A 23,834-nucleotide genomic window follows, 5' to 3' on the forward strand; every position below is an offset into this window, starting at 1 on the left:
GTGCGGGTCCACTGTTGCAGCAGGGCCCCGTCGGCGGTGGAGGCACCGCTGACGTCCAGGGCCTTGCCACTGGTGCGGTTCACCAGCACATACCAGGCGGACGTGTCGACCGTGGCGGCCGCAGCAGCGTTGGTGAACGGGTTGAGTACGGTCGCGGCGGCGGCCCCGGCGAGCACGCCGGCTCCGCCGATGAGCATCCGCCTGCGGCTCTTAGGGGTTTCCATCCAGGCCATGATGGCCTCCTTAGCTGAGGTTCGTCGGGTCATGGAGATGCGGGATCATTGCTACGGGTGGGACCGGACCGGGCGGTCGCGGACTGGCGGGTGCGCCACCGCGGTCCGGTCCCGGATCAGTCAGTCAGCGGAGGCCGCCGCGAGCGCGGCCATGCCTCGGTCCAACGGGACGGGATCGACCAATCGGGTGCGCCCTAGCGGACGCGGGTACGGACGAGTGACTGTTATCGCTCACATAGCGAGCCTGGCTCCGAAACATCTGATGATTTTCCGGCGATTCGAACTATAGAGAGATATCGATGTGCAGTCAATGGTTCTACTGAGGTTTGTTGATACTCCTGGTGTCAAACGGTCGCGTCGAGCACGCCGTGGTTACCGTCGGGTCCATTGCTGGTTGGCCTGTCCGGCGCCGCAGGTCCAGAGCTTGACCTTCGTGCCGTTGCTGGTGCCCCAGCCCGAGGCGTCCAGGCACAGGCCCGACTGCACCCCGGTGATGGTGCCGTTGGCGTTGACGTTCCACTGCTGATTGGGTTGTCCGTTGCAGTCCCAGATCACCACCGCGGTGCCGTTGCTGGTGCCCTGGCCTTGGGCGTCCAGGCACTTGTTGCCGTACACCATGAGCTGCTTGGCGGGGGTGTAGGTCCACTTCTGGTTGGAGCCGCCCCAGCAATCCCACAACTGCACGTCGGTACCGTTGGCGGTGCCGAGCCCGGTGACCTCGAGGCAGCGGCCGGACTGGGTGCCCACGATTTCGGTGCTGTTCGCCGGCGTGCCGATGCTGCCGGGGACCGATTGCAAAGCGGCGTACCAGACCGCGGCCATCTTGTCGTATCCGGCGGCGGTCGGGTGGACGCCGTCGTCCAGGTCGGCGGCGGTCAGGGCGCTGTGCATGTCGACCATGTGCACGCTCTTGCCGGCGTTCACCTTGCTCTGCACGATGCCGGGGATCGCAGCGTTGTAGGTGTTCACCGCCGCGTCGCCCTCGGGCCAGCCGAGCGGAGTGATCTGCGCGACGAACACCTTGGCGTTCGGCGCCGTCGCGGTGATGCGGTCGATCAGTGCGGACAGCCGGTTCGGGGCGCCGGCGACGTCGTGGTTCTGCAGGATGTCGTTGGTGCCGATGTGCAGCAGCACGGTCTGCGGCTGGTACGTGTTCAACCAGCTGACGATGTTCGCGTCGATCTGGTCGATACGCCAGCCGGGGTGGCCTTCGTGATCGTGGTCGCCGAGACTTCCCGGCCCGTTGAACTGCGACCCGACGAAGTCCGCGGTGTACCCGCCGTTGGCGAGGTGCTGCCACAGGCCGATCCGGTATCCGCCCGGCGTGGCCGTGCCTTCGGTGATGGAGTCACCCAGCGGCATGACCCGGACCCCGCCGTTCGACTCCGCGTTGGCGGCACCGATCGGCGTCGCCACCGCCAAGCCCACCATGAGGCCGAGCGCCACGATTCGTCCGAGCCACCTTGCTCTTGTTCGCATCTCTTGTTCCTTACATTCGTATGATCATTTTCGTTTCAGGTGGCCCTAGGAAGCCGGGCCCGGTCTCGCACCGAGCCCGCTCCCTCAGGAAACACCCGAGCCACTGTTGCGGCCGGAGGCGCCCGGATCTCGCAGGGCGCCTCCGGGCCGGATTCAGGCGATGTCGCCGTAGATGAGTCCGCGGCCGTTCGTGGTGAGGTAGACCCGGCCGTAGATGAGCGGGTCGCCGGTGATGGCGGAGCCCGCGAAGGCCCACTGGTGGGCGTCGTCGTTGACGCGCTGCCAGCTGCCGCCGGCATCGGTCGAGCGGTAGATGGCGGCCTTGCCGGCGATCTCCGCCGAGGTGTAGAGCGCCGGATAGTTGGATCCGGCGGCGGCCTTACCGAAACCGACCGACAGCGCCGTCTCGATCGCGCTGATGCGGGTCCACGTCACGCCGCCGTTCTGGGAGCGCCACATGCCTCCGCCGATGCCCAGCTTCTCGTCGCCGCGTCCGGCGAGCCAGATGTGGCCCCAGTGGCCCGGGACGACCCGGAAGTCGTCGACTCCCGCGGTCGGCAGGCCGGAGGCTCCGGTGTCGGTGAACGTCGCGCCCCCGTTGGTGCTGCGGTAGAACCTGCCGCCGGAGAAGGCGTACCAGATCGGCGAGTCGACCCGGTCGCCGCGGATCTTCGCGCCCGCCGGGAGCCCTTGGACGGGGCTCCAAGTCGCGCCCAGGTCGGTGCTTCGGACGGGCGTGACGCTGGTGTCGCTCGGCGACCAGAGGATCACGGACGCGTTGGCGGCGATCGCGACGACGCCGGCGTGGCCGCCCCCCGGCACGCCCGCGAGCGGCGAGGCGGCCCGCCAGGTCCGGCCGCGGTCGGTCGAGACGCCGACGTGACCGACCCCGTTGTCGTGGGGGTTGCCCGTGCCGACGATGACGTTCGGGTTCCAATGGGCGAAGTCGACGCTGGTGCCGGTGGACCAGTCGGAGCGGATCATCGGCTCGGCCCGGCCGAGGTCGGTGTGGACGAACCCGCCGATGTCGCCGAACGCGGAGACGAGCGTCCCGCCGAGCGCCGCGATGTCCAGGACCGCGGTCTCCTCCACGCCTTCGGCGCGGACGCCGACGGTGAACTTCTGGATCGACCGGGCCAACCGCCGACCGGACGCGTCCCGGCTCACCAGTTCGCCCTGGCTGTCCCATTGGGTCAGGTTGTCGGTGCCCCAGATGGTGGCGCCGGTGCCCCACATGATCCGGTCAGAGTCGTGCGGGTCGATCGCGAGCGCCTCGATCATCCAGCCGTGCTTGACCGCGTACGTGTCCCCCTCGTTCTGGCCGTTCCAGGACAGCCACGGGGAGCCGCTGTTGTCCATGGTGAACCGGTCGACCCGCCCGGCGTCGTCCGAGTAGTCCCAACTGGTCTGCCACGTGGCCCCGGAGTCGGTGGAGCGGAACAGGATCTCGTCGGGGCCCCAGTTGTTGCACGTGGACGCCATGAGGGTGCCGGGGTTCTGGCGGTCGACGGTGATGCCGCCGAAGCCGGGGATGGCCCGACTGGGGTTGTAGGGCGGGGTGACGTCGGTCCATACACCGGTCTGCGTCGCGAGCCGCTGGAGCCTGCCGCCTCGGCCCGAGGCCGGGCCGCCGTTGTAGGGGCCGGGATCGTAGCTGGTGATGATGTAGAGGTGGCCGTTCGTGTTGTCGACTGCGGCCTGCTTGGGGATGGTGCGGTTCCCGTCCGCACGGCCGAGCGCCGCGGCGGCTCCCTGGACGGGCTGCCAGGTCGCGCCGCCGTCCCTCGAGACGTAGAGCGGGTCGTCGGGGTCCGCGACGCCCACATAGATGTTCCCGCCGATCTGGTCGAACTCGATCCAGAGCACGCCCTGGTTGTCGGCGGAGTAGGGGTTGTTCGGGTCGACGACGAAGTTGCCCGGGTTGGGGAAGTTCCCGACCTTGGCCCAGGAGCGGCCGAAGTTGTGCGAGCGCCACAGTCCGTTCCCCGAGGGGGTGCCCAGGTACAGCTCGTAGTTCTTGCCGGGGTGGACGGCGAGGCGTTCGCCCATGCCGCGGCCGGGCATGTTGCCGCCCTGCTTGAACGGCAGCTCGGCGGCGCCCCAGGTCTCGCCGCGGTCGTCGGAGTAAAGGATCGCGCCGTTGCCGGGGTCCCAGTCGGTGGTGTAGGTGCCGACGGCGGCGTAGACGCGGTTCGGGTCGACAGGGTCGGTGGCCATCGAGACGACACCGGACCAGCCCCACTTGTCGCGGCCGACCCAGTCCAGGAGCGGCTTCCAGGTCCGCGTCGCCTCCTGCCAGCGGTAGCAGCCGCCGATGTCGGTGCGCGCGTAGATCAGGTTCGGCTCAGTCTCGTTGAATACGATGCCGGGCACGAAGCCGCCGCCGTTGACCACGGCGTTCTTCCAGGTATAGGTCTCGGCGGCCTGCTGTTGGGCGAAGGCCGGGGCGGGCAGAGCGCCGGCCACGACGGCGGCTGCGCCGAGGGCGGTGAAGGTGCGTCGTTGCACGTTGTTCTCCTATGGATGGGTATATGGGATGTGGGGTCGCGAAGCGGCGTAGGTCTGATGGGGATAGGCATTGAGGTATGTAGATTTCTAACCTGCGGAGTACGGTACGGCCCGCAGCCGACTTTGTCAATTAGGGAAACTAAGTAGGTGGCCTTTCATGGCAGTCGGAGGCCAGGACAGTGGAGGTGAACGCCGACTGCGATCGTGCATGCGGTCGGTGAGGTCGGCTCGATTCGATGCGCACCGAGGTTAGTTTCTTTAATTGACAAAGTAAATGCGGCGGGGTCAGAGCTGCCGCGCACCGGCTCGGCGTCGGCGACCTCGTTGGCATCCTCGGAGGCGAAGTGGTCGGCGGGGACGTCTTCGGGCAGATGCTCAGCGAACGCGGCCGATTCCGCTCCGACCGGTGTTCGAACCTCTGGCCCGATGCGGGGCAGGGAAAAATCGGGACCGGTCCCGTTGGGGAGTTGGTAGAAAGGAAGTCCCCCTTTGGAAGGAGGCACGATGACGCACAAGAGCTTGATAGGCGCAGCGGTCGTCGTGGCTGCCGTGGTCGTGTTGGCGGTGGTCGCGGTGATCGTCGTCGTGGTCGAGGACTTCAGGAACCCGCCGGAGGGCCGAACGGGCGACTGCATGAGCCCTCGGTCGGGCGATCAGCGACTCAGATTCGCGCTCGCTGCTTGAATGTGGAAGGCCTGGAGGCGAACCCGCCTCCAGGCCTTCGCATACGAGTGCCGGTCTTCTAGAAGAGGCCGTTGCCGTGCGGGAGTTCGGCGGGGATCTCCGGGACGACGTCCACCAGCGGACGGGGCCGACGCCGATCGCGTTCCGCGCCGCGGCCCGGCGGCGATGAGCGCGAACCGAGTGCCCGTTGTCAGTGGGCCTCCGCTTCGGTAAGCGCGGCGAGCTGCGCGGTGACGGTGCTCCAGCCTTCGGCGAAGCCGAGCTTCTCGTGCAGGTCGCGGGTCTCGGGGTCGCCGTGGCGGACGCGGACGCGGTAGTCCGTGCCGTCCGGGTGGTCGGCCAGCATGATCTCGGCGGTCATCGCGACCGGCTCGGGTCGCGCCGGCCGCCAGTCGCTGTCGAGCCCGTTGGTGAAGACGATCCGCACCCGGTCCTCGACCACGAGGAAGCAGCCGTCGAGGTGCGGCACGAACTCGGCGCCGTCCTCGCTCATGCGGGTGACGAGCGCGCCTCCGGGGCGGGCCTCGAGACGGTCGACGCGGCAGGCGAGCGGGGCCGGGATCCACCACCGCGCGAAGCGGTCGGGGTCGGTCCAGGCGCGCCAGACGAGGTCGCGCGGGGCGCGGATGACGCGCTCCAGGCCCAGGTCCAGGCGCGGGTCGAGATTCGGGTTCATTGCTCCTCCTCGGTGACCAGGCGTTCGAGCCGGTCGGTGCGGTCCTCCCAGATCCGGCGCTGCTCGGCAAGCCAGCCGTCGACGAGCGCCAGGCGCTCGCGCCGGAGTGCGCAGGTGCGCACCCGGCCGGACTTGGTGGTGCGGATGAGGCCGTTCGCCTCAAGGGTCCGCACGTGCTTCATGAACGAGGGCAGGGTGATCGGGAACGCGCGGGCGAGGTCGCCGACGCTCTGGGGGCCGCGGCCGAGGCGGCGCACGACCTCGCGGCGGGTGGGGTCGGCGAGGGCGACGAAGAGTCCGTCCAGCTCCTCCGAATACTGTGCCATAAGGCTAAGTATTGCTCGATGGAACAGTTAGCGCAAGGGCTCAGTGTCTCCCGTTCTGCTCAGGGCGAAACGTCCTGTTCCAGGGGCCGCCCCCGGACTTACGATGGGGCATGGCCGAGACTGCAGCACCTGACCAGGCGCCGGACGAGACCGACCCGAAGCGCCCCGAAGCGCCCCAGGACGGCGAACCGCTGTGGCGCGACGCCCTCGGCGAATGCCTGCGGGACCTGCGCCACGACCGCGGCGAGAAGCTCACGGACACCGCCGGGCGGGCCGGGATCTCCCCGCAGTACCTCTCCGAGATCGAGCGCGGCATGAAGGACCCGTCGAGCGAGATGATCGCCGCCGTCGCGGGCGCGCTCGAACTCACGCTCACGGACCTGACGGTGGCGGTCGCCGAGCGGCTGCGGTCGGTCCAGTTCACGGCGTCCGTGGCCGCCTACGTGCACCGCTCGGCGTACGCGCTCGCCGCCTAGCGCTCCACCATCACGTGGTCGATGAGGCCGTAGTCCTTCGCCGCCTCGGCGGTGAAGACCCGGTCCCGGTCGGTGTCGGCGCGCAGCGCCTCGACGGTCTGGCCGGTGTGGCGCGAGAGGATCGACTCGATGTCGGCGCGCACGCGCACGATCTCGTCGGCCGCGAGGATGAGGTCCGGGATCGTCCCGCGCCCCTGCGCGGCGGGCTGGTGGAGCACGACGCGGGCGTGCGGCAGCGCGGCCCGCATGCCCTTCTCGCCGGCCGCGAGCAGGACCGCGCCCACGGCCACGGCCTGGCCGACGCAGGTGGTCGCGACCTTCGCCTTGATGTACCGCATGGTGTCGTAGACGCCGAGCATCGCGCTCGGGTCGCCGCCCTCGCAGTTGATGAAGAGGTTGATGGTGCGTTCGGAGTTCTCCGCGTCGAGGTGCAGCAGCTGGGCGACGAGCGCGTTGGCGACCCCGGCGTCGATGCCGGTGCCCAGGTAGATGATCCGTTCGGAGAGCAGGTACGAGTAGACGTCCATGATCCGCTCGCCGCGCTCGTTCTTGGTGATGACGTTGGGGATCGAGTAGGTGCTCATGCGGAGGCTCCTTCGCGGGTGAGGGCGAGGCCGATGCTGCGGCGCGCCTGCGGGGCGATCTCGTCGAACGCGGTGACGACGCCGTCGATGAACCCGTAGTCGAGCGCTTCGGCGGCGGTGTACCAGCGGTCGTGGAGGGAGTCCTCGAAGACCCGCTCGAGCGGCTGGCCGGTGTCCTCGGCGATGAGGCCGAGCACGGTGTCGCGGGTGTGGCGCAGGTCGTTGGCCTGCAATTCGATGTCGACGGCGGCGCCGGCGATCCCGGCCGAGCCCTGGTGCATCAGGACGCGGGCGTGCGGCAGGGCGCGGCGCTTGCCCTTGGTGCCGGCGGAGAGCAGGAACTGGCCCGCGCTGCACGCCAGCCCGAGGGCCAGTGTGGACACGTCGCAGGGGACGAGGCGCATGATGTCGCGGATCGCGAGCATCGAGGGCACCGAGCCGCCCGGGGAGTGGATCCACAATGCGATGTCGGCGCTGTCGCTCTCGCCTGCGAGGGAGAGCATCTGCGTGGCGAGCAGAGTCCCGTTGTCGTCGTCCAGCGGGCCGTCGAGGACGAGCACGCGCTGCTGGAACAGCTCGCGCCTGGCCCGGTCGTCGAACAGCGGCGGCTTCCCGTTTTCACTCATGACTCCACGATGCGGCCGGGCGGACCGGCGCGGCAAGCGGTTCAGCCGGGAGCGGATCCGCTCAGAGCAGCGCGGCGGAAATCCCCTCGCCGGGCCGGCCGGCTGCCTAGGCTCCACGCATGACCAGATGGAAACCACAACAGCGCGCGTGCGCCGCCGCGGCGGCCGCGTTCGCCCTTCTCGGGACCGCCGCGTGCGGCGACGACGACGGCGGTTCGGACGGCGGCCCCTACGGGACCGACCCCACCTCGGAGTCGGCGTCCGAGTCTCCTTCGGAAACTCCCGCCGCCGACACGGCCGCGCTTGCGACGGCCACGGACGACGACCACGGCGAGTTCCTGGTCGACAACGACGGCTTCACGCTGTACCTGTTCACGCCTGACACCGAGGGCGAATCGACCTGCTACGACGCGTGCGCCACCGCGTGGCCGCCCCTGCTCACCGACTCGGCCGACGTGGGCTCGGCGGGCGCGGTCGACACCTCGCTCATCGGCACCGTAGAGCGCACGGACGGCACCACGCAGGTGACGTACAACGGCTGGCCGCTCTACTACTACGCCGACGACGACTCGCCCGGCGAGACGGACGGCCAAGGGCTGCAGAGCGTCTGGTACCTGGTGGCGCCCGGCGGGGACGCCAACAAGCAGGACGGCTAGTGCTGCGGGCCGTCCGGTCGGCGCCAGCGGTAGCGGCGCTCCGGGCGGCCCCGGCCCGCGTACTTCAGGGCGACTTCGGCGCGGCCGGTCTCGGCGAGCTGCTCGAGGTAGCGGCGGGCGCTCACCCGCGAGACGCCGATCCGCTCGGCGCATTCGGCCGCTGAGAGCGAGCTTTCGGCCTCGCGCAGGGCGGCCTCCACGAGCTTCGCGGTCTCGGAGCTGAACCCCTTGGGCATCAAGGCGATCGGTCCGGTCGTCGGCCGGTCGAAGGCGCGGTCCACGTCCGCCTGGTCGCGCACCGCGGCGGCGGCGAGGCCGGCCCGGCGGTTCGCGTACTGCTCGAGGCGCTCGGTGAAGTCGTCGAAGCTGAAGGGCTTGAGCAGGTAGGAGACGACGCCGAGCCGCACGGCGGCGCGCACCGCCTCGGCCTCGCGGGCCGCCGAGATCACCATGACATCGCATTCGTGGCCTTCGGCGCGCATGCGCGGCAGGAGGTCGAGCCCGAACACGTCCGGCAGGTACAGGTCGAGGAGCACCAGGTCGGGCTTGAACTCGGCGAGCGCGGCCAGGGTCTCCTCGCCGCTGCGGGCAGAGGCGACGGCGCGGAAGCCGGGAGTGCGTTCGACGAAGCCGCGGTGGATGTTGACCAGCCGGAAGTCGTCGTCGACGACCAGCACATCGATCATGTCGGTTCCTTCACCGGACGAGAGTGCTCATGGAGGAGCGGCAGGACCGCGGTGAAGCGGGCGCCGCGCTCGGTGTGCTCGAGGGCCACCGAGCCGCCGTGATGCTCGCACACGAGCCTGGTCAGCGCAAGTCCGATGCCGCGCTCGCCAGCTGCGGCTTTGGTCGTGTAGCCGTGCTCGAAGACCTCGCTGGCGGTCTCGGGCGGGACGCCGGGGCCCGAATCGTGGACCGTGATCCGAACGGCCCCTGCCTCTTCGCGGATGAGGACGGCCACCCACGCGTCGGTGTCGGAGCGGCGCGGGAGGGGCGCGTCGCGGACGGCCCCGGCGGCGGCTTCGACGGCGTTGTCGACGAGGTTGCCGAGGACGGTGCCGACGTCGGCGGAGTCCTCGGCGGCGAGCGGCGAGAGGGCGCTCTCGGCGACCATGTCGAGCCGTACCCGCCGCTCGGAGGCCTGCGCGGACTTGGCCATGAGCAGTGCGGCGATGGCCTTGTCGCGGATCGGCTCGGCAATATGCAGGTCGAGGGACTGCCGGTGCCGGTTGAGCGCGTCGATGTACCGCACGACCTCGTCCTGCTCGCCGATCTGGATGAGCCCGGAGATGGTGTGGAGCTTGTTGTCGAACTCGTGCGCCTGGGCGCGCAGGGCCTCGGCGGTGGACCGGAACGACCCGAGGTCGCGTTCGAGCTGGGCGAGCTCGGTGCGGTCGCGCAGCGTGGCGACCGAGCCGAGCGGGCGGCCGTCCTTCGCGACGGGCATGCGGTTGACGACGAGGACCCGGTTGCCTTGGAGGACGACCTGGTCGGCGCCCTCGACCGCGCCGGTGAGGACGTCGTGCAGGCGGGCCGAGAGGTCGAGTTCGGCCACGGTGCGCCCCACGGCCTCGTCGGGGAGGTCGAGCAGGCGGCGGGCCACGTCGTTCACGAGCGTCACACGATGCTGTTCGTCGAGGGCGACCACGCCTTCGGCGATTCCGTAGAGCATCGCCTCGCGGTGCTCGGCGAGCCCGGCGATCTCGCGCGGCTCCATCCCGAACGTCTGCCGTTTGATGCGCCGCGCCAGCAGCACCGACCCGGCGACGCCGAGCGCCGACGCGATCCCGAGGTACAGCAGCAGGTCGGGGCTGTCCCCGGCGAGCATCGCGGCCGGAGAGGGCACCTCCTGGCCGACGACGGCCACACCGAGCTGCACGATCGGGGCGTCCTCGTCGTCGCTGTCGACCCGGCCGAGCACCGGCGCCTGCCCGACCAGCTCAGTGCGCCCGCCCAGCTCGATCTCGCCCCTCCAGCCCCGCCCGTCCAGCACGCCCGGCGCGAGCGGCAGCACCGAGCCGATGAGCAGCGGGTTCGTAGACGCCACGACTTCGCCCTCGGCGTCCGCGATCGTCACCGACGACACCTGCCACCGCTCGAGGCTCGACTGGATCTCGGGCGCGAGCGTCTGCGACGGCGCCGGCTTGGGCAGCTGCTCCCGCACCAGGTCGGAGGAGGCGAGGCTCTCGGCGAGCTGTGTGACCCGGCGGCCCTGCTCGGCGCTGAACACCGCCTGCGACTGCGCGAGCGAGACGCCGGCGACGGCGGCGAGCACGACGAGGACCACCGTCAGCTGGAAGACGAGGAGCTGACCGGCGAGGGTCGGGCGGCGGGCGAGGCGGATTCGGGACCTGAACACAATGAACTCAATGATCGTTACTGACACAAGGCTGACGCCGGGGCCGCGTCAGGGTGACCATCGTCTCTCACGTATCCCTCGAAATGAAAGAGCAACGACGATGAAATTTCACCGGAGGGCCTTCCTCAGCGCTGCGGCGGCCGTCCCCGTCGCGGCGGCGGCCTCGGCCTGCGGCCTCACCGCCGAAGAAGGCGGCAGCGACGGCGGTCCCCTCACCGGCCTGCGCATCATGGTCCCCAACAGCCCCGGCGGCGGCTACGACACCACCGCCCGCTCGATCGCCCGCATCATGGAGGACGAGAGCATCGCCAAGGCCATCGAGGTGTTCAACCTCGAAGGTGCCGGCGGCACCGTGGGCCTCCAGCGCACCGTGAGCGAATCGGGCAACGGCGACCTCGCCATGCAGATGGGACTGGGCGTCGTCGGCGCCTCCTACACCCAGAACTCCGAGGCCAAGCTGACCGGCACCACGCCGCTCGCGAAGCTCGTCGAGGAGTCCGGCGCCATCGTGGTGCCCGCCGCCTCGCCGTTCCAGACCATGGACGACCTGGTCGCGGCCTGGTCGGGTGACCTCAAGAACGTCACCGTCGGCGGCGGCTCCTCCCCCGGCGGCCCCGATCACCTGCTGCCGATGCAGCTGGCGATGGCTGTGGGCATCGACCCGACCCAGGTCAACTACGTCTCCTACGACGGCGGCGGCGAGCTTCTGCCCGCGCTGCTGGGCGAGAAGATCGCGTTCGGCGCGAGCGGCGTGGGCGAGTTCATCGACCAGATCGACGCCGGGCAGCTGCGGGTCCTCGCCGTCTCGGGCGCCGAGCGCGTCGACGTCGTGCCCGACGCCCCCACCTTCGGCGAGTCCGGCATCGACCTGGAGTTCACGAACTGGCGCGGCTGGGTCGCGCCCCCGGAGATCGACGACGCCGCCCGGAGCAAGTGGCTCGACGCGCTCACCGCGATGCACGATTCGCAGGCGTGGAAGGACGAGCTCGCGAAGCAGGGCTGGACCGACGCGTTCGTCACCGGCGACGACTTCTCGGCGTTCCTCACCGAGCAGGACCAGACCGTCGCCGCCACGCTGCAAGAGCTGGGCCTGGCATGACGACCGGCAGCGACGCGGTCGAGCAGGCCGCGCAGGAGCGCCCCGCCGAGGAGGCGGGGCGCGCCCCTGACACCGACACCACCGACGAGGCGGTCGTCGCCGAGCACCCCAAGCAGCCCGACTTCGCCCAGCTCTGGGTGTGCGGGTTCCTCGGCCTGCTCGGCGCCCTCGTGATCGTCGACGCCGCCCGCCTCGGCGGCTTCGCCGCTTCCAACGACCCGATCGGCCCCAAGCCGGTCCCGATCATCCTCGGGATCCTGCTGTTCGTCGTCGCCGCCTTCTACGCGCTCGACGTCGTGCGCGGCGGCCACGGCGAGGACGAGGGCGCTAACGCCGGGCAGCACTTCGACTGGAAGACCATCGCGGCCCTGTGCGGCGTGTTCATCGCGAACGCGCTCCTCATCGACTGGCTCGGCTGGGTCATCTCCGGCTCGATCCTGTTCTGGGGCAGCGCGATCGTGCTCGGTTCGCGCAAGTACGTGCTGGCGCTCGCGATCGCGGTCGTCCTCGCGCTGGGCACGTTCTACGGATTCGCCATCGGGCTGGGCCTCGGCCTGCCCGCGGGCGTGCTCCAGGGAATCCTGTAGGGGCCGGCCATGGAGAACCTCAACGCGCTCCTCGACGGCTTCTCGGCGATCCTCACTCCCGGGAACCTCCTCATCGCGCTCCTCGGCGTCACCATCGGCACCGCGGTCGGCATGCTGCCGGGCCTCGGCACGGCGATGGCGATCGCGCTGCTGCTGCCGATCACGTACGGCATGGAGCCGACCCAGGCGTTCATCATGTTCGGCGGGATCTTCTACGGCGGCATGTACGGCGGGTCCACGACCGCGATCCTGCTGAACACGCCGGGGCAGTCGTCCTCGGTGGTCACGGTCCTCGAAGGGTTCAAGATGGCCCGGGCCGGGCGCGGCGGGCAGGCGCTCGCGACGGCCGCCATCGGCTCGTTCGTGGCCGGGACGATCGCGACGATCGCGCTCGTGTTCGTCACCCCGATCACCGTCGAGTTCGCGATCGGCCTGGGCGCGCCCGACTACTTCGCGATCATGGTGATGGCGCTGGTCGCCACGGCCTCGGTGCTCGGCTCCTCGCGCATCCGCGGGTTCGCGTCGCTCCTGTTCGGCCTCGTGGTCGGCACGATCGGCATCGACGCGGTGACGGGCCAGCAGCGCCTCACGTACGGCGTCCCCGAACTCGCGAACGGCATCGAGATCGTGACGGTCGCCGTGGGCGCCTTCGCGGTCGGCGAGGCGCTGTGGCTGGCCGCGCGCCGCCGCAACGGCACTGACGAGATCATCCCGGTCGGCCGGGTGTGGATGGGCAAGAGCGACTGGCGCCGCTCGTGGGGGCCGTGGCTGCGCGGCTCGGCGCTCGGCTTCCCGTTCGGGGCGGTCCCTGCGGGCGGCGCGGAGGTGCCGACGTTCCTGTCCTATGTGACCGAACGGCGACTCTCGAAGCACAAGGACGAGTTCGGCAAGGGCGCCATCGAAGGCGTGGCGGGCCCGGAGGCGGCGAACAACGCCTCCGCGGCGGGCACGCTGGTGCCGATGCTGGCGCTCGGCCTGCCGTGCAATGCGACGGCGGCGGTCATGCTGGCCGCGTTCCAGACGTACGGCATCCAGCCGGGCCCGCTCCTGTTCGAGGAGCAGTCGGCGCTGGTGTGGACGCTCATCGCAGGGCTCTTCGTGGGCAACGCGATGCTGCTGGTGCTCAACATGCCGCTCATCCCGATGTGGGTGAAGCTGCTGCGCATCCCCAAGCCGTACCTGTTCGCGGGCATCCTGTTCTTCGCGTCGATGGGCGCGTACGCGACGAGCGGGCAGGCGTTCGAGCTGTACATCCTGCTCGCGCTCGGCCTGGTCGGGCTCGGCATGCGGCGCTTCGGGATTCCGATGCTGCCGATGATCGTGGGCGTCATCCTCGGCCCGATGGCCGAGCGGCAGGCGCGCATGTCGCTGCAGCTCTCCGGCGGCGACCTGTCCGGCCTCATCGGCGGGCCCGTGTCGTGGGTGATCTACGGAGTCATCGCCGTGATCGCCCTGTGGCCCTTGGTGTCGTGGCTGCGTCGCCGCAGCCGCGCCGCGAAGGACCGTGAACTGGTTGCGGCTTGACCAGTAAGAGGGGGAGGCGCGGGTCCGGTGCACACCGGACCCGCGCCTTTTTCGGGTTCCCTATTTGAGGATGGTCTTCTGGAGCATCTCGGCCGGGCCGGTCGAGAAGCGCCGCAGCCAGAGGTTCGCGCCGACGAGCAGGACCGCGCTGATCGCGAGCCACAGGACCGGGACGAACCAGGCGTCGCCGCCGAACTTCGCGGCGAGGCCCAGGCCCCAGCCGTAGCAGGCGATGGACGCGAGCAGGTTCTGCAGGATGTAGCCGCTCAAGGCGGTGCGGCCCAAGGACTCCAGGGAGGCCATGACCGGGCCGCGGCGGACGCGTTCGACGAGGAACCCGACCAGGCCGATGTAGCCGAGCATGACCACCGGCGCGATGACGTACCGCTCCAGGTAGAACGCCTCGGGGAAGAACAGCGCGGCGGTGTTGAGCGGCAGGCCGAGCCCCAGGCCCCAGCCCATGAGCCGGGCCCGGATGCGCCGCCCGCGGTCGTCCGTCTTGAACGCGCCGGAGCGGAACAGCTTGACGCCCAGGAGGAACAGGAAGACCAGGAGGGGGAAGGTGATGATCGGCTCGATGCGGAACGCGAGGGCGTTGTCGAGGCGGAACTGCACCTGCTCCCACCAGGTGCCGGACGCGTAGATCGCCTGGACCTCCGGGTCCGGCTCCGGGTCGAGGCCGCCGACGGTGGTGGCGGCGGTGACGAGCCCGACGACCGCGAGGTGCAGGCTGGCGGCGGTCCACATGGCGGCCTTCTGCGCCCGCTCGGAGCGCTTGAGGAGCCAGGCGACGGTGATCGCGGTGACGGCGTACCCCATGAGCACGTCCCACGCGAACAGCAGCACGAAGTGGATCGTGCCTTCGGCGAAGAGGAACAGCGCCCGCCAGTGGTAGCGGCCGGGCCAGCGCCGTCCGCGTTTCTCCGCGGACCGGTACTGGATGGCGAGGCCCACCCCGAAGAGGACGGTGAGCATCGACAGGAACTTGCCGTTGGCGAGCAGCTGGAAGACGGCGCCGAAGGCGCTGTCCCCGGCGATGGCGAAGCCGAGCAGGGGGCCGGCCTCGCCGTGGGCGCCGGCGAAGAGCCACACGTTGGTGCCGAGCGTGCCGAGGATCGCGACGCCGCGCAGGACGTCGAGGAGCGGCTGGCGCTTCGACGCGGGTGCTTGTCCGGCGACCGGTGCCGCCGCGGTAGAGGTCTGCATGTACTCAGGTTCGCGCGCCGGGGCGGCGAAGGAATCCTTCCGCGGCATGGACTTTCGGCCTGGACGGGGCGACCGGAGGTGCAGGTCCGGCCGCCCCGAAAGTCGGATGATCACGCGCCGACTGCGACTTTGGTGGCAGGCCGCTTCGCCCGCCGCGGCTTCCGGTCGAGCCACCACTGGGCGATCATGAGGTTCACGATCCAGCTCATCCAGATGGAGGCGACGGCCGAGTCGTCGATGAGCTGGTCCATGTCGCCGCCGTAGTAGGAGTCCTGGAACGGCAGGAGCACCACCATGATGATGGCGAACCACACCCGGTTGACCACAATGGAGGTGCAGAGGGCGAAGCTGCGGATCATCCAGCGCCGGTGTTCTTGGAAGCGGCGGCGCCGGGCCGCGACGACGCCCGCGGCGGTGGTCCCGAACCAGAGGAGCGTGAGGAGCACGTTCCCGATCTTGCCGTCCGGGCCGATCACCGACACGATGCTCACTACCAGGGCGAACAGGCCGGAGGGCAGGACGCCCGCGAAGACGTAGACGCGGCCGGAGATGCGGTGGACCTTCGGGTGGTGCTGGCGCAGCCAGGGCCAGACCTGCATGGAGCAGGTGATGATCGCGATCGAGCCGAACAGGATGTGCCCGGAGAGCATCAGGTAGTGCGTCTCGGGGAAGGCGTCCTGGAGTTGGACGAGCGAGTCGCCGGTGTCGAAGGTGAGGTAGGCGGGCAGGCGGGCGGCGACGAAGAGGCCGACGATGACGAAGAGCGGGACGATCCAAGGGCGGCGGTACCACTTCGGTTTCGCCTGCGCGGGCGGCGTCTCGGGGTTCGGGGCGAGGAGGGTGGACTCGGCCATGGGGTCTCCGATCACGGGGATCCGAATGATGCGTATGCGATACGCTAATTAGCGTACATCATACGCACGACTGAGGCGTGTCATCCGGTCCGGCCGCGACGTAGGCTGCGGTGCACGGGACGCGAGCGGAGGGGAAGCACCAGTGGGACAAGCGGAGTACGACCTGCTCTGGGGCGAACCCCACCGCAACGGCCGCGGCCGCCCGGCCGCCCTCAGCCGCGAGCGCATCGTCGCCGAAGCCGTCGCCATCGCCGACGCCGAAGGCCTGCAGAAGGTCTCGATGAAGCACCTGGCCGAACGGCTCGGCAGCGGCGTCATGTCCCTCTACCGCCATGTGCCCGGCAAGGACGAGCTCGTCGTCCTCATGTACGACTCCCTCATGGCCGGCCCGCTCCCCCTCGCCGAAGCCGACAACTGGCGGGACGTCCTGCGCCACTGGGGACTCGGCGTGCGCGACCTCTTCACCGCCCACCCGTGGGCGCTCGGCGTCGCCACCGGCGAGCGGGTCATGGGGCCGGGCGAGGCCGGCTGGGTCGACGCCGTCATCGGCCGCCTCACCGCCGTCGGCATGCCCGCCGAGCTCGGGCTCATCGCCGTGCTCACCGTCGACTGCTTCGCGCTCGGCGCCGTCCGCCCCGAGATCGGCGGGGCCGGGAGCGAGACCGAGTACTTCCAGTTCCTCACCGACCCGGCCATCCGCGCCCGCTACCCGAACCTCGCCCCCCTCGCCGAACCCGGCACCGCCGCCGAGGGCTCGATGGAGGACTACTTCGACTTCGGCCTCGAACGCGTCCTCGACGGCCTCGAGCACTACATCGAATCCCGGCAGTGAAACGGGGGCCGGCCCTTGTGCGGACCGGCCCCCGATCTTTCAGGAGAGTGAGTAAAGCCTTAGGCGGGCTGCAGCGCGGGCTCGCCCTTGCGCGGCGGCTCCTCCGAGCCCTCGGAACCAGTGCCGCCGAACGCCGACTCGGCGTCGAGCGGGACCGGCTTGGCGTCGTATACCTCGCGGTCGAGGAGCTTCTCCGACTTCGCCACGATCACCGGCACCACCATCTGCCCGGTCACGTTCGTGGCCGTGCGGATCATGTCCATGATCGGGTCGATCGCCAGCAGCAGGCCCACGCCCTCGAGCGGCAGGCCCAGCGTCGACAGGGTCAGCGTCAGCATCACGGTCGCGCCGGTCAGGCCCGCCGTGGCGGCCGAGCCGATCACCGACACGAACGCGATGAGCAGGTAGTCCTGCACGCCCAGCGGCACGTTGTACACCTGCGCCACGAAGATCGCGGCGATCGCCGGGTAGATCGCGGCGCAGCCGTCCATCTTCGTCGTCGCCCCGAACGGCGACGCGAACGACGCGTAGTTCCGGTCCACCCCGAGGCGGTCGGTGACGATCCGCTGCGCCAGCGGCAGCGTGCCCACCGACGAGCGCGACACGAACGCGAACTGGATCGCCGGCCACGCCTTGCGGAAGAACTGCACCGGCGAGACCTTCGCGACCAGGCGCAGCAGCACCGGGTAGACCACGAGCATCACGATGAGCGCGCCCACGTAGATGTCGATGCTGAACACCGCGAGCGGTTCCAGGAGGTCCCAGCCGTACGCGAACACGGCGTTGCCGATGAGCGCCGCGGTGCCGATGGGCGCCAAGCGGATCACCCACCACAGGGCCTTCTGGATCAGCGCCAGCGCCGACTCGTTGAACTTCAGGAACGGCTCGGCCTTGGGGCCGAGCTTCGCGGCGGCCGCGCCGACGACGATCGCGACGAACACGATCTGCAGCACGTTGACGTTCACGAACGCGTCGACCACGTTCGTGGGGATGATCCCGGTCAGGAAGTCCGTCCACGACCCGGTCGTCTCCGGGGCGGCGGCCGGGCTCGTGAGGGTCACGCCCTCGCCGGGGTTGGTGGTGAGGCCGATCGCGAGGCCGATGCCGACCGCGATGGCCGAGGTGAGCGCGAACCAGCCGAGGGTCTTGGCGACCAGGCGGCCCGCGTTCGCGAGGTTGCGCAGGTTGGCGATCGACGCGACGATCGCGGTGAAGACCAGGAACGGGACGATGAGGAACAGCAGCTGCACGAACAGCGTGCCGATCGTCTCGAGGGTGGTGCCGAGCCAGGCCACGGACCATTCGCGGGCCGCGAAACCCAGGACGAGGCCGAGGGCGAGGCCGATCAGGAGCTGCCACGCGAACGGGATCTTGAACCGCTTGCGCTGCTTGGTGTCGTTTGCTTCCGCGGTTGCGGACATGGTGAACCCCTTGGATTCTGGGCGTACAGCAAGGGGGCGCCCTGCTGCGTCTTTCGGGAATGCTGGGGTGGGCTCAAGGCCAGCGAGAAGAAGGAGGAGACATCGGCGAGCCCGCCGGTGAAGCGGTTCGGGCTATCGACAGAGCACGGTGGAGACGCGGCAGAGATCGATGTGAAGTCTGCGCGTCAGATCCTGAACCGTGGTCGTAAAGCTCATCGCCTGACTACGTTAGCGGTCCTCGCATATCGGGCGCAAGGGTCAGTGAGTGATCGCATACGGCACGCACCGAGGGAATAACGGCGGCTCCGCAGGTCACGCTAGATTCACGGGGTGCCCGATTCCGTGCCCGATCCGTTGCCCGCGCCCGAGCCGGGGTCCGGTCCGATGCCCGCGCCCGAGCCCGGTCCGATGCCTGACCCGGCACCCGATTCCACGCCCGCGGCCGATCATGCGCCCGCCGCGCGGCCGCCCCTGCGCCGCCTACTCCGGTCCGCCTCGAAGCCCGCGCTCGCCGCGGTCGCCGTCGGCGGTGCGATCGGGGCGCTCGGCCGGTACGGGCTCACCTTGGCCTTCCCCGCCGAACCGGGCTCGTTCGACCTCGCCACCTTCATCGCCAACACGACCGGCGGACTCCTCATCGGCATCCTCATGATCATCGTGACCGAGGTCGCGCCCGGCCTGACCATGCTCCGCCCGTTCGTCGGCGTCGGCATCCTCGGCGGCTTCACCACCTTCTCCACCTACATCGTCGACATCGGGCAAGCCGCGAACGCCGGAGCCATCGCGCTCGCGGTCGTCTACGCGTTCGCGACGATGGCCGCCGCACTCCTCGCCGCCGCGACCGGCATGTACGCCACCCGCCGCCTCCTGGCACGGAGCCGGACATGACGCTCCTGCTCATCGCGCTCGGCGCGGCCGTGGGCGCGCCCGCGCGGTTCCTCACCGACCTCGTCGTGGCGCATTACGCGGGCCGCCACCTGCCCTGGGGCACCTTGGCGGTCAACGTCTTCGGCTCCGGCCTCGCCGTGTTCCTCGTGGTGGCCGTCGCCGACCCGAGCTGGTCCGCGCTGCTCGTCACCGGTTTCTGCGGGGCGCTCACCACGTACTCGACGCTCGCGTACGAGACACTGCGGCTGGTCGAGGAGGGGCGGTGGCAGCACGCGGTGTGGAACATGGCCGCGAACCTCGCGGGCGGGCTCGGCGCGGGCCTCCTCGGTTTCGGCCTCGCGCACCTGATCACCGGCTGAGCCCTCTCGGAGCGTGCCGCCCCGGCGAGCGCTCCTCCGACACGCGGCCCGCCGCAAATCCCCGGTTCGACCGTTCCCATGCCCCACGATCGAGGTCCTGCCATAGCTGTCGGCCGGGCCGCCCGGGCTGTTCCGCGGCGTCCCGGCCGGCACGACTCGAAAGGGACCCCTGATGCCGGGCTTCAGCGCACACCCGCGCCCGCGAACCGAACGCCGCCTCCACCGCGGCACACGGCCGATCATCGCCGCCGCGATCGCCCTGCCCCTGCTGGTCGGCTCGGCGCCGGTCTCGGGCGCGGACGCCGACCCGGCCCAGGTCTGGCTCGTCGAACTCGCACCCGGCGCGAACGCCGCCGCCCTCGAAGCCACGTCGCTCGGGCTCGACTACACGGTCCGACACGACTTCTCGCGCGTGTGGAACGGCGTCTCGGTCGAGGCCGACCCGGCGACGGCCCGCCGCCTCGAACGCCTCGAACTCGTCGAAGAGGTGTGGTCCGACCGGTTCGTGATGGGTCCGGCCCGCGTCAGCGAATCATCCGATCCGCAACCCGAACTCGCGCAAGCGATCCAGACCACGCGCGCGGCGGACGCGCACGCCCGCGGCATCACCGGCGAGGGCGTCAAGGTCGGCGTCATCGACACCGGCATCGACTACACCCACCCCGACCTGGGCGGCTGCTTCGGCTCCGGCTGCCGGGTCGCCTACGGCACCGACTTCGTCGGCGACGACTTCGACTCCGACGACCCCGAGCACGACGAACCTGTCCCCGACGCGGACCCGGCCGACTGCGGCGGCCACGGCACGCATGTGGCGGGCATCGTGGGCGCGGACGGCAAGGTCACCGGCGTCGCGCCCGATGTCGAGTTCGGCGCCTACAAGGTGTTCGGCTGCAACGGCTCCACCAGCTCCGAGGTCATCATGCAGGCCCTCGAAGCGGCCCTCGAGGACGGCATGGACGTCGTCAACCTCTCGCTCGGCCAGTCGTTCCAGTGGCCGGGGTACCCGACCGCGCAGGCGGCGGACACGCTCGTCGAAGAAGGCGTCACGGTCGTCGCCTCGATGGGCAACGACGGCGAGGCCGGGGTCTTCTCCGGCTCGGCGCCGGGCGTCGGCTCCGAGGTGATCGGCGTGGCCTCCACGGACAACCCGCAGCAGCGCATGGACGCCGCGTTCGTCCCGGCCCTCGACCGCAGCATCGGCTACCGCTCCATTTCAGACACTCCCGAGCCCTCGGCCGTGACCGACCCGCTCGTCTGGTTCGGCCGCGCCTGCGCCGACGACGCCTCGGAAGGCGACGTCGCCGGGAAGGCCGCGCTCATCATCCGCGGCTCCTGCACCTTCAAGGAGAAGTACGCGCGGGCCATCGCCGAAGACGCCACCAGCGTCGTGATCTTCAACGACCGCTCCGGCCCCTTCGGCGGCGGCGGTATCGAGGACGGCACCGTCCCTGCCATAGCGCTCACCGACACCGACGGCGAAGACCTGCGCGACCTGGCCTCCATCGGCAAAGCCCCTGTCCTGGAGTTCAGCGGCGAGACGGTCCTGGTCGACATGCCGCGCGGCGGCTTCGCGTCCTCGTTCACCGCTTACGGCCCCTCGCCCGACCTGGCCCTCAAACCCGACCTGACCGCGCCCGGCGGCGGCATCTGGTCGACGGTCCCGGTCGCCGACGGCTCGTACGAATCCCTGTCGGGCACGTCAATGTCGAGCCCGCACGTAGCAGGCGCGGCAGCCCTCCTCATCGAAGACGACCCGATGCTGCAACCTCGCGACATCCGTACCCGCCTGGCCAACTCCGCCAAACCCGTCCTGTGGGGCGACAATCCCGACCTGGGCGAACTCGAAGCGGCCCACCGCCAAGGCACCGGCGTCATCGACGTGATCGACGCCCTCGACGCGAAGGCCTGCCTCTACCCGACCGGCGTCAACACCGGCGACGGCAGCGCGCCGCGCGCCTTCGAACTCCAGCTCACGTCCCGCGACACCGCCGTCCGCACCTACGAACTCACCCACAAATCCACCATCGCCACCACCGGCGACGAACGCGACCCGGGTTTCCATGCGGCCGAACCGAAGGTGACCTTCGAGCCGAAGACCCTCGACCTCCACCCGGGCCAGACCGCCACGATCGAGGTCACGGTCGAACCCAGCGCCGACCTGCCCCTCGGCAGCGTCTACGGCGGCCGCATCACCGCCCGCCCGGACGCCGGCGAGTCCCTGACCGCCGTCTACTCCGGATACCAGGGCGACTACCTGGCGATCCCGGTCCTCGAACACCCGGAGTTCCCGCGCCTCGCCGCCATCGTCGGCCAGGACCCGGAGACCCACCAGTACGACTACCGCGACCTCGAAGAGAGCGAGACCTTCAGCCTCGAAGACCCGGCCCTCGCGGCCCTCGTCTACCTGGGCCACCAGGTCTCGGCCCTGGAGGTCAGCGCCGAGAACGCCGACACCGCCGAAACCGTCACCTGGGAGCGCCAGCAGTACCTCCAGCGCTCCCCCGGTCCTGACGACGCCATGGGCATCCACCTCGCCGACCTCATCGCCGCCCGCCCCGGCGCCCTCGAACCGGGGGACTGGACCCTCCACGTCAAGGTCTTGAAGGCCCTGGGCGACGAGTCGAACCCGGCCCATTGGGAGCACTGGCAGTCCCCGGCGTTCACCCTCACCGAGTAGCGCTGACACGAACAAGGGCGGCACCGCATCGCGGTGCCGCCCTTCTCTCGTTGTGGCTATCGGGCTACCGGAGCGTCCAGCGCTGGTTCGCGCTGCCGCTGCAGGACCACAGGATCAGCTTGGTGCCGTTGGCGGTCGCTCCGCCGGTCGCGTCCAAGCAGAGTCCGTTGTGGACATTGGTGATGGTGCCGTTCGAGTTCACGTTCCACTTCTGGTTGTTGCCCCCGTGGCAGTCCCAGACCGCGGCCGTGGTGCCGTTGGACGTGCCCCAGCCTGACGCTTCCAGGCACTTCCCGCCCACCTTCAGCTCACCGGCCGAAGTGCGGGTGAACTGCTGGTTGACGCCGCCGTTGCAGTCCCACAGCACGGCCTGGGTCCCGTTCGCCGCCGGGCTGCCCGGGACGTCCGCGCAGCGGTTCGACCCGGCGCCGACGATCGCGACCGAGCCGGTCTGCTGGCCTGAGCCGAGCCCGGTCATGATGGCGTTGATGATGCCCTGCTGGGTCACCTGGTTCGTGCTCCGGTTGAACAGCCCGAACCCGTACTGACCGTTGAATCCGTTGTCCCAGTATACCGTCGCGGCCCCGTACTTCTTAGCCGTGGCGACCATCGTGCGCGCGAAGTCCTGGCGGTACCGGTTGTTCGCCGAGTCGAACGAGGACTTGTCGATCGCCCCGTACTCGCCGACGACGACCGGATACCCCTTGGAGACGAACGCGTCGTAGGTCAGCTTCATCTGCGAGTCCATATAGTCCTCCTGGCCCCAGGTGGACGTCTTGGAAGCGTTGGTGGCGTTCGGCCCCCACTGCGTGATGTTCCCGTTCTCCTCACCGGCGAAGTCCCACGGAGCGTAGTAGTGGACGGAGATCATGATCCGCCGCTCACCGCTGGGGACGACCGAGCTCCGGTAGTTGTCGGTCGGAATGACGAAGCCGTAGTTCCCCGTGGTGTAGTCGATGTTCGTGTTCCAGCCGGGCACGAGCAGCCACCGCGAACCGTTGTTCCCGCCGGTCTGGCGCACCGTGTCGACGAAGATCTGGTTGTAGGCATTGATGTTCGAGTAGCAGGGCTGCGTCGGCGCGCCGTACTGCCCGTCGAAGTTCTCGTTCATCGACTCGAGGATGAGGCGCTGGTCGTAGTCGCGGAACCTCGTGGCGATCTGCTGCCACGCGCTCTTGTACTTGGCCCTGATCGTCGTCTGGTCGGCCGCGTCGCAGATCAGCCACGCGCCGCCGACGCTCTTGTAGCCGTCGCCGTGCATGTTGATGATGACGTGCATGCCCCGGTCGTAGGCGTAGTCGACGACCTGCTGGATCCTGTTGAGCCAGTTCGCGTTGATCGTGTAGTTCGGCCCGGACCCGATGTGGTTCAGATAGGACACCGGGATCCGGATCGTGTCGAACCCCGCCGCCTGCACGCTGTCGATCAGTGACTGCGTCACCGTCGGGTTGTTCCAGGCGGTCTCGCTCGGGACGCCGTTGGTGTTGGCCTCCAGGCTGTTCCCGAGGTTCCAGCCCGCGCCCATGTCGGCGATGATCTGCGTGGCGTTCCGCTGCGTCATCGTGTCGGCCTGCGCCGGGCTCGCGAAGCCGGTGACGGACACACCGACCGCCATAGCGACCGCCGCGAACACGGCCCTGAATCTTCTCGTTCTCATCCGCACCGATGGACCCCCAGGCTAGAAGTTTGTTGGATCAGCTAGTGAAACAATTATCCATCAGCATATAGAGAATTGTCAATACAATCGTCGGAATCCTCGCCGACTACGGGGTGTGGGGGC

24 protein-coding genes are annotated in these 23,834 nt (G+C 69.7%); 10 read left to right on the forward strand and 14 right to left on the reverse strand.

Annotated features, from left to right (window positions below):
• From J5V16_RS23810 to J5V16_RS23820, 3 genes are all read right to left on the reverse strand, one after another.
• On the reverse strand, positions 1 to 224 hold a 224-nt coding region (locus J5V16_RS23810; protein WP_408612512.1), incomplete at its 3' end, for an RICIN domain-containing protein.
• A gap of 381 nt (positions 225 to 605) precedes the next feature.
• A complete protein-coding gene (locus J5V16_RS23815; protein ID WP_208499836.1) occupies positions 606 to 1,712 on the reverse strand; it encodes a ricin-type beta-trefoil lectin domain protein in 1,107 nt (368 codons plus the stop codon).
• A 153-nt stretch (positions 1,713 to 1,865) separates the two neighbouring features.
• Positions 1,866 to 4,220: a WD40/YVTN/BNR-like repeat-containing protein gene (locus J5V16_RS23820; protein ID WP_208499838.1), complete on the reverse strand. Its 2,355-nt coding sequence runs from the start codon at positions 4,218 to 4,220 to the stop codon at positions 1,866 to 1,868.
• A 504-nt stretch (positions 4,221 to 4,724) separates the two neighbouring features.
• Between J5V16_RS23820 and J5V16_RS23825 the strand changes: the two genes are divergently transcribed.
• On the forward strand, positions 4,725 to 4,904 hold the full coding sequence (locus tag J5V16_RS23825) for a hypothetical protein (RefSeq protein ID WP_208499840.1): 180 nt from the start codon (positions 4,725 to 4,727) through the stop codon (positions 4,902 to 4,904).
• A gap of 190 nt (positions 4,905 to 5,094) precedes the next feature.
• On the opposite strand, the gene J5V16_RS23830 is transcribed toward J5V16_RS23825, so the two are convergent.
• Positions 5,095 to 5,580, reverse strand: coding sequence for an SRPBCC domain-containing protein (locus J5V16_RS23830; protein WP_208499844.1), 486 nt, complete (start codon positions 5,578 to 5,580; stop codon positions 5,095 to 5,097).
• Positions 5,577 to 5,906, reverse strand: coding sequence for an ArsR/SmtB family transcription factor (locus J5V16_RS23835; RefSeq protein WP_208499846.1), 330 nt, complete (start codon positions 5,904 to 5,906; stop codon positions 5,577 to 5,579). Before J5V16_RS23835 ends, J5V16_RS23830 begins: the two co-directional genes overlap by 4 nt.
• Before the next feature lie 110 nt (positions 5,907 to 6,016).
• Here J5V16_RS23835 and J5V16_RS23840 point away from each other — a divergent pair, with 110 nt between their 5' ends.
• The gene (locus tag J5V16_RS23840; protein WP_208499848.1) at positions 6,017 to 6,382 is read left to right on the forward strand and encodes a helix-turn-helix domain-containing protein; all 366 of its coding nucleotides are present in this window, start codon (positions 6,017 to 6,019) and stop codon (positions 6,380 to 6,382) included.
• Here J5V16_RS23840 and J5V16_RS23845 read toward each other — a convergent pair.
• Entirely contained in the window at positions 6,379 to 6,966 is a 588-nt protein-coding gene (locus tag J5V16_RS23845) for a ClpP family protease (protein WP_208499850.1), read from the reverse strand. The two genes, J5V16_RS23840 and J5V16_RS23845, sit on opposite strands and share 4 nt — an antisense overlap.
• A complete protein-coding gene (locus J5V16_RS23850) occupies positions 6,963 to 7,592 on the reverse strand; it encodes a ClpP family protease (protein WP_208499852.1) in 630 nt (209 codons plus the stop codon). Before J5V16_RS23850 ends, J5V16_RS23845 begins: the two co-directional genes overlap by 4 nt.
• Positions 7,593 to 7,711: 119 nt before the next feature.
• Between J5V16_RS23850 and J5V16_RS23855 the strand changes: the two genes are divergently transcribed.
• The gene (locus J5V16_RS23855) at positions 7,712 to 8,248 is read left to right on the forward strand and encodes a COG4315 family predicted lipoprotein (RefSeq protein WP_208499854.1); all 537 of its coding nucleotides are present in this window, start codon (positions 7,712 to 7,714) and stop codon (positions 8,246 to 8,248) included.
• Here J5V16_RS23855 and J5V16_RS23860 read toward each other — a convergent pair.
• Both J5V16_RS23860 and J5V16_RS23865 read right to left on the reverse strand, forming a co-directional pair.
• Complete coding sequence (locus J5V16_RS23860) at positions 8,245 to 8,934, reverse strand: response regulator (RefSeq protein ID WP_208499856.1); 690 nt, start codon at positions 8,932 to 8,934, stop codon at positions 8,245 to 8,247. The genes J5V16_RS23855 and J5V16_RS23860 overlap by 4 nt on opposite strands.
• Positions 8,931 to 10,610, reverse strand: a complete 1,680-nt coding sequence (locus J5V16_RS23865) for a sensor histidine kinase (protein ID WP_408612519.1) — start codon at positions 10,608 to 10,610, stop codon at positions 8,931 to 8,933. Before J5V16_RS23865 ends, J5V16_RS23860 begins: the two co-directional genes overlap by 4 nt.
• Positions 10,611 to 10,707: 97 nt before the next feature.
• Here J5V16_RS23865 and J5V16_RS23870 point away from each other — a divergent pair, with 97 nt between their 5' ends.
• The 3 genes from J5V16_RS23870 to J5V16_RS23880 are packed head-to-tail and all read left to right on the forward strand — an operon-like array spanning position 10,708 to position 13,817.
• Positions 10,708 to 11,706 (forward strand): Bug family tripartite tricarboxylate transporter substrate binding protein, encoded by a 999-nt coding sequence (locus J5V16_RS23870; protein ID WP_208499860.1) that lies wholly within the window; start codon positions 10,708 to 10,710, stop codon positions 11,704 to 11,706.
• Positions 11,703 to 12,293 carry a tripartite tricarboxylate transporter TctB family protein gene (locus J5V16_RS23875; RefSeq protein ID WP_208499861.1) on the forward strand — a complete coding sequence of 197 codons (591 nt, stop codon included), beginning with the start codon at positions 11,703 to 11,705 and terminating at the stop codon, positions 12,291 to 12,293. The genes J5V16_RS23870 and J5V16_RS23875 overlap by 4 nt, the downstream gene beginning before the upstream one ends.
• A gap of 9 nt (positions 12,294 to 12,302) precedes the next feature.
• The gene (locus tag J5V16_RS23880; protein ID WP_208499863.1) at positions 12,303 to 13,817 is read left to right on the forward strand and encodes a tripartite tricarboxylate transporter permease; all 1,515 of its coding nucleotides are present in this window, start codon (positions 12,303 to 12,305) and stop codon (positions 13,815 to 13,817) included.
• 60 nt (positions 13,818 to 13,877) lie between these two features.
• Here the strand turns inward: J5V16_RS23880 and J5V16_RS23885 are convergent, their stop codons facing one another.
• Both J5V16_RS23885 and J5V16_RS23890 read right to left on the reverse strand, forming a co-directional pair.
• Positions 13,878 to 15,023, reverse strand: a complete 1,146-nt coding sequence (locus tag J5V16_RS23885; RefSeq protein WP_208499865.1) for a DUF418 domain-containing protein — start codon at positions 15,021 to 15,023, stop codon at positions 13,878 to 13,880.
• Positions 15,024 to 15,133: 110 nt separating this feature from the next.
• A complete protein-coding gene (locus tag J5V16_RS23890) occupies positions 15,134 to 15,877 on the reverse strand; it encodes a DUF2306 domain-containing protein (RefSeq protein ID WP_208499867.1) in 744 nt (247 codons plus the stop codon).
• A gap of 142 nt (positions 15,878 to 16,019) precedes the next feature.
• Here J5V16_RS23890 and J5V16_RS23895 point away from each other — a divergent pair, with 142 nt between their 5' ends.
• Positions 16,020 to 16,709, forward strand: coding sequence for a TetR/AcrR family transcriptional regulator (locus tag J5V16_RS23895; RefSeq protein WP_208499869.1), 690 nt, complete (start codon positions 16,020 to 16,022; stop codon positions 16,707 to 16,709).
• Between the two features lie 59 nt (positions 16,710 to 16,768).
• On the opposite strand, the gene J5V16_RS23900 is transcribed toward J5V16_RS23895, so the two are convergent.
• The gene (locus J5V16_RS23900) at positions 16,769 to 18,130 is read right to left on the reverse strand and encodes a dicarboxylate/amino acid:cation symporter (protein WP_208499871.1); all 1,362 of its coding nucleotides are present in this window, start codon (positions 18,128 to 18,130) and stop codon (positions 16,769 to 16,771) included.
• A gap of 132 nt (positions 18,131 to 18,262) precedes the next feature.
• The gene (locus J5V16_RS25875; protein WP_408612520.1) at positions 18,263 to 18,346 is read right to left on the reverse strand and encodes a putative leader peptide; all 84 of its coding nucleotides are present in this window, start codon (positions 18,344 to 18,346) and stop codon (positions 18,263 to 18,265) included.
• A 192-nt stretch (positions 18,347 to 18,538) separates the two neighbouring features.
• On the opposite strand from J5V16_RS25875, the gene J5V16_RS23905 reads away from it, so the two are divergent.
• The 3 genes from J5V16_RS23905 (at position 18,539) to J5V16_RS23915 (ending at position 22,054) form a co-directional block, all read left to right on the forward strand.
• On the forward strand, positions 18,539 to 19,018 hold the full coding sequence (locus J5V16_RS23905) for a FluC/FEX family fluoride channel (protein ID WP_208499872.1): 480 nt from the start codon (positions 18,539 to 18,541) through the stop codon (positions 19,016 to 19,018).
• Complete coding sequence (crcB, locus tag J5V16_RS23910; RefSeq protein ID WP_208499874.1) at positions 19,015 to 19,377, forward strand: fluoride efflux transporter CrcB; 363 nt, start codon at positions 19,015 to 19,017, stop codon at positions 19,375 to 19,377. The genes J5V16_RS23905 and crcB overlap by 4 nt, the downstream gene beginning before the upstream one ends.
• Before the next feature lie 172 nt (positions 19,378 to 19,549).
• Positions 19,550 to 22,054, forward strand: coding sequence for a S8 family serine peptidase (locus J5V16_RS23915; RefSeq protein WP_208499875.1), 2,505 nt, complete (start codon positions 19,550 to 19,552; stop codon positions 22,052 to 22,054).
• Between the two features lie 64 nt (positions 22,055 to 22,118).
• Here the strand turns inward: J5V16_RS23915 and J5V16_RS23920 are convergent, their stop codons facing one another.
• A complete protein-coding gene (locus J5V16_RS23920; protein WP_208499877.1) occupies positions 22,119 to 23,657 on the reverse strand; it encodes a cellulase family glycosylhydrolase in 1,539 nt (512 codons plus the stop codon).
• Between the last annotated feature and the right edge of the window lie 177 nt (positions 23,658 to 23,834).

Origin of the sequence: Glycomyces niveus (assembly GCF_017592475.1) — a bacterium.
GTDB lineage: Bacteria > Actinomycetota > Actinomycetes > Mycobacteriales > Micromonosporaceae > Glycomyces > Glycomyces niveus.

Bases quoted from the DNA above. Each gene is read 5' to 3' on its own strand.
- J5V16_RS23835 (WP_208499846.1), bottom strand. From the start codon at position 5,906: ATGGCACAGTATTCGGAGGAGCTGGACGGACTCTTCGTCGCCCTCGCC.
- crcB (WP_208499874.1), top strand. From the start codon at position 19,015: ATGACGCTCCTGCTCATCGCGCTCGGCGCGGCCGTGGGCGCGCCCGCG.
- J5V16_RS25875 (WP_408612520.1), bottom strand. From the start codon at position 18,346: ATGAGCTTTACGACCACGGTTCAGGATCTGACGCGCAGACTTCACATC.
- J5V16_RS23890 (WP_208499867.1), bottom strand. From the start codon at position 15,877: ATGGCCGAGTCCACCCTCCTCGCCCCGAACCCCGAGACGCCGCCCGCG.
- J5V16_RS23915 (WP_208499875.1), top strand. From the start codon at position 19,550: ATGCCGGGCTTCAGCGCACACCCGCGCCCGCGAACCGAACGCCGCCTC.
- J5V16_RS23850 (WP_208499852.1), bottom strand. From the start codon at position 7,592: ATGAGTGAAAACGGGAAGCCGCCGCTGTTCGACGACCGGGCCAGGCGC.
- J5V16_RS23840 (WP_208499848.1), top strand. From the start codon at position 6,017: ATGGCCGAGACTGCAGCACCTGACCAGGCGCCGGACGAGACCGACCCG.
- J5V16_RS23870 (WP_208499860.1), top strand. From the start codon at position 10,708: ATGAAATTTCACCGGAGGGCCTTCCTCAGCGCTGCGGCGGCCGTCCCC.
- J5V16_RS23815 (WP_208499836.1), bottom strand. From the start codon at position 1,712: ATGCGAACAAGAGCAAGGTGGCTCGGACGAATCGTGGCGCTCGGCCTC.
- J5V16_RS23830 (WP_208499844.1), bottom strand. From the start codon at position 5,580: ATGAACCCGAATCTCGACCCGCGCCTGGACCTGGGCCTGGAGCGCGTC.
- J5V16_RS23875 (WP_208499861.1), top strand. From the start codon at position 11,703: ATGACGACCGGCAGCGACGCGGTCGAGCAGGCCGCGCAGGAGCGCCCC.
- J5V16_RS23825 (WP_208499840.1), top strand. From the start codon at position 4,725: ATGACGCACAAGAGCTTGATAGGCGCAGCGGTCGTCGTGGCTGCCGTG.
- J5V16_RS23880 (WP_208499863.1), top strand. From the start codon at position 12,303: ATGGAGAACCTCAACGCGCTCCTCGACGGCTTCTCGGCGATCCTCACT.
- J5V16_RS23885 (WP_208499865.1), bottom strand. From the start codon at position 15,023: ATGCAGACCTCTACCGCGGCGGCACCGGTCGCCGGACAAGCACCCGCG.
- J5V16_RS23900 (WP_208499871.1), bottom strand. From the start codon at position 18,130: ATGTCCGCAACCGCGGAAGCAAACGACACCAAGCAGCGCAAGCGGTTC.
- J5V16_RS23845 (WP_208499850.1), bottom strand. From the start codon at position 6,966: ATGAGCACCTACTCGATCCCCAACGTCATCACCAAGAACGAGCGCGGC.
- J5V16_RS23855 (WP_208499854.1), top strand. From the start codon at position 7,712: ATGACCAGATGGAAACCACAACAGCGCGCGTGCGCCGCCGCGGCGGCC.
- J5V16_RS23905 (WP_208499872.1), top strand. From the start codon at position 18,539: ATGCCTGACCCGGCACCCGATTCCACGCCCGCGGCCGATCATGCGCCC.
- J5V16_RS23860 (WP_208499856.1), bottom strand. From the start codon at position 8,934: ATGATCGATGTGCTGGTCGTCGACGACGACTTCCGGCTGGTCAACATC.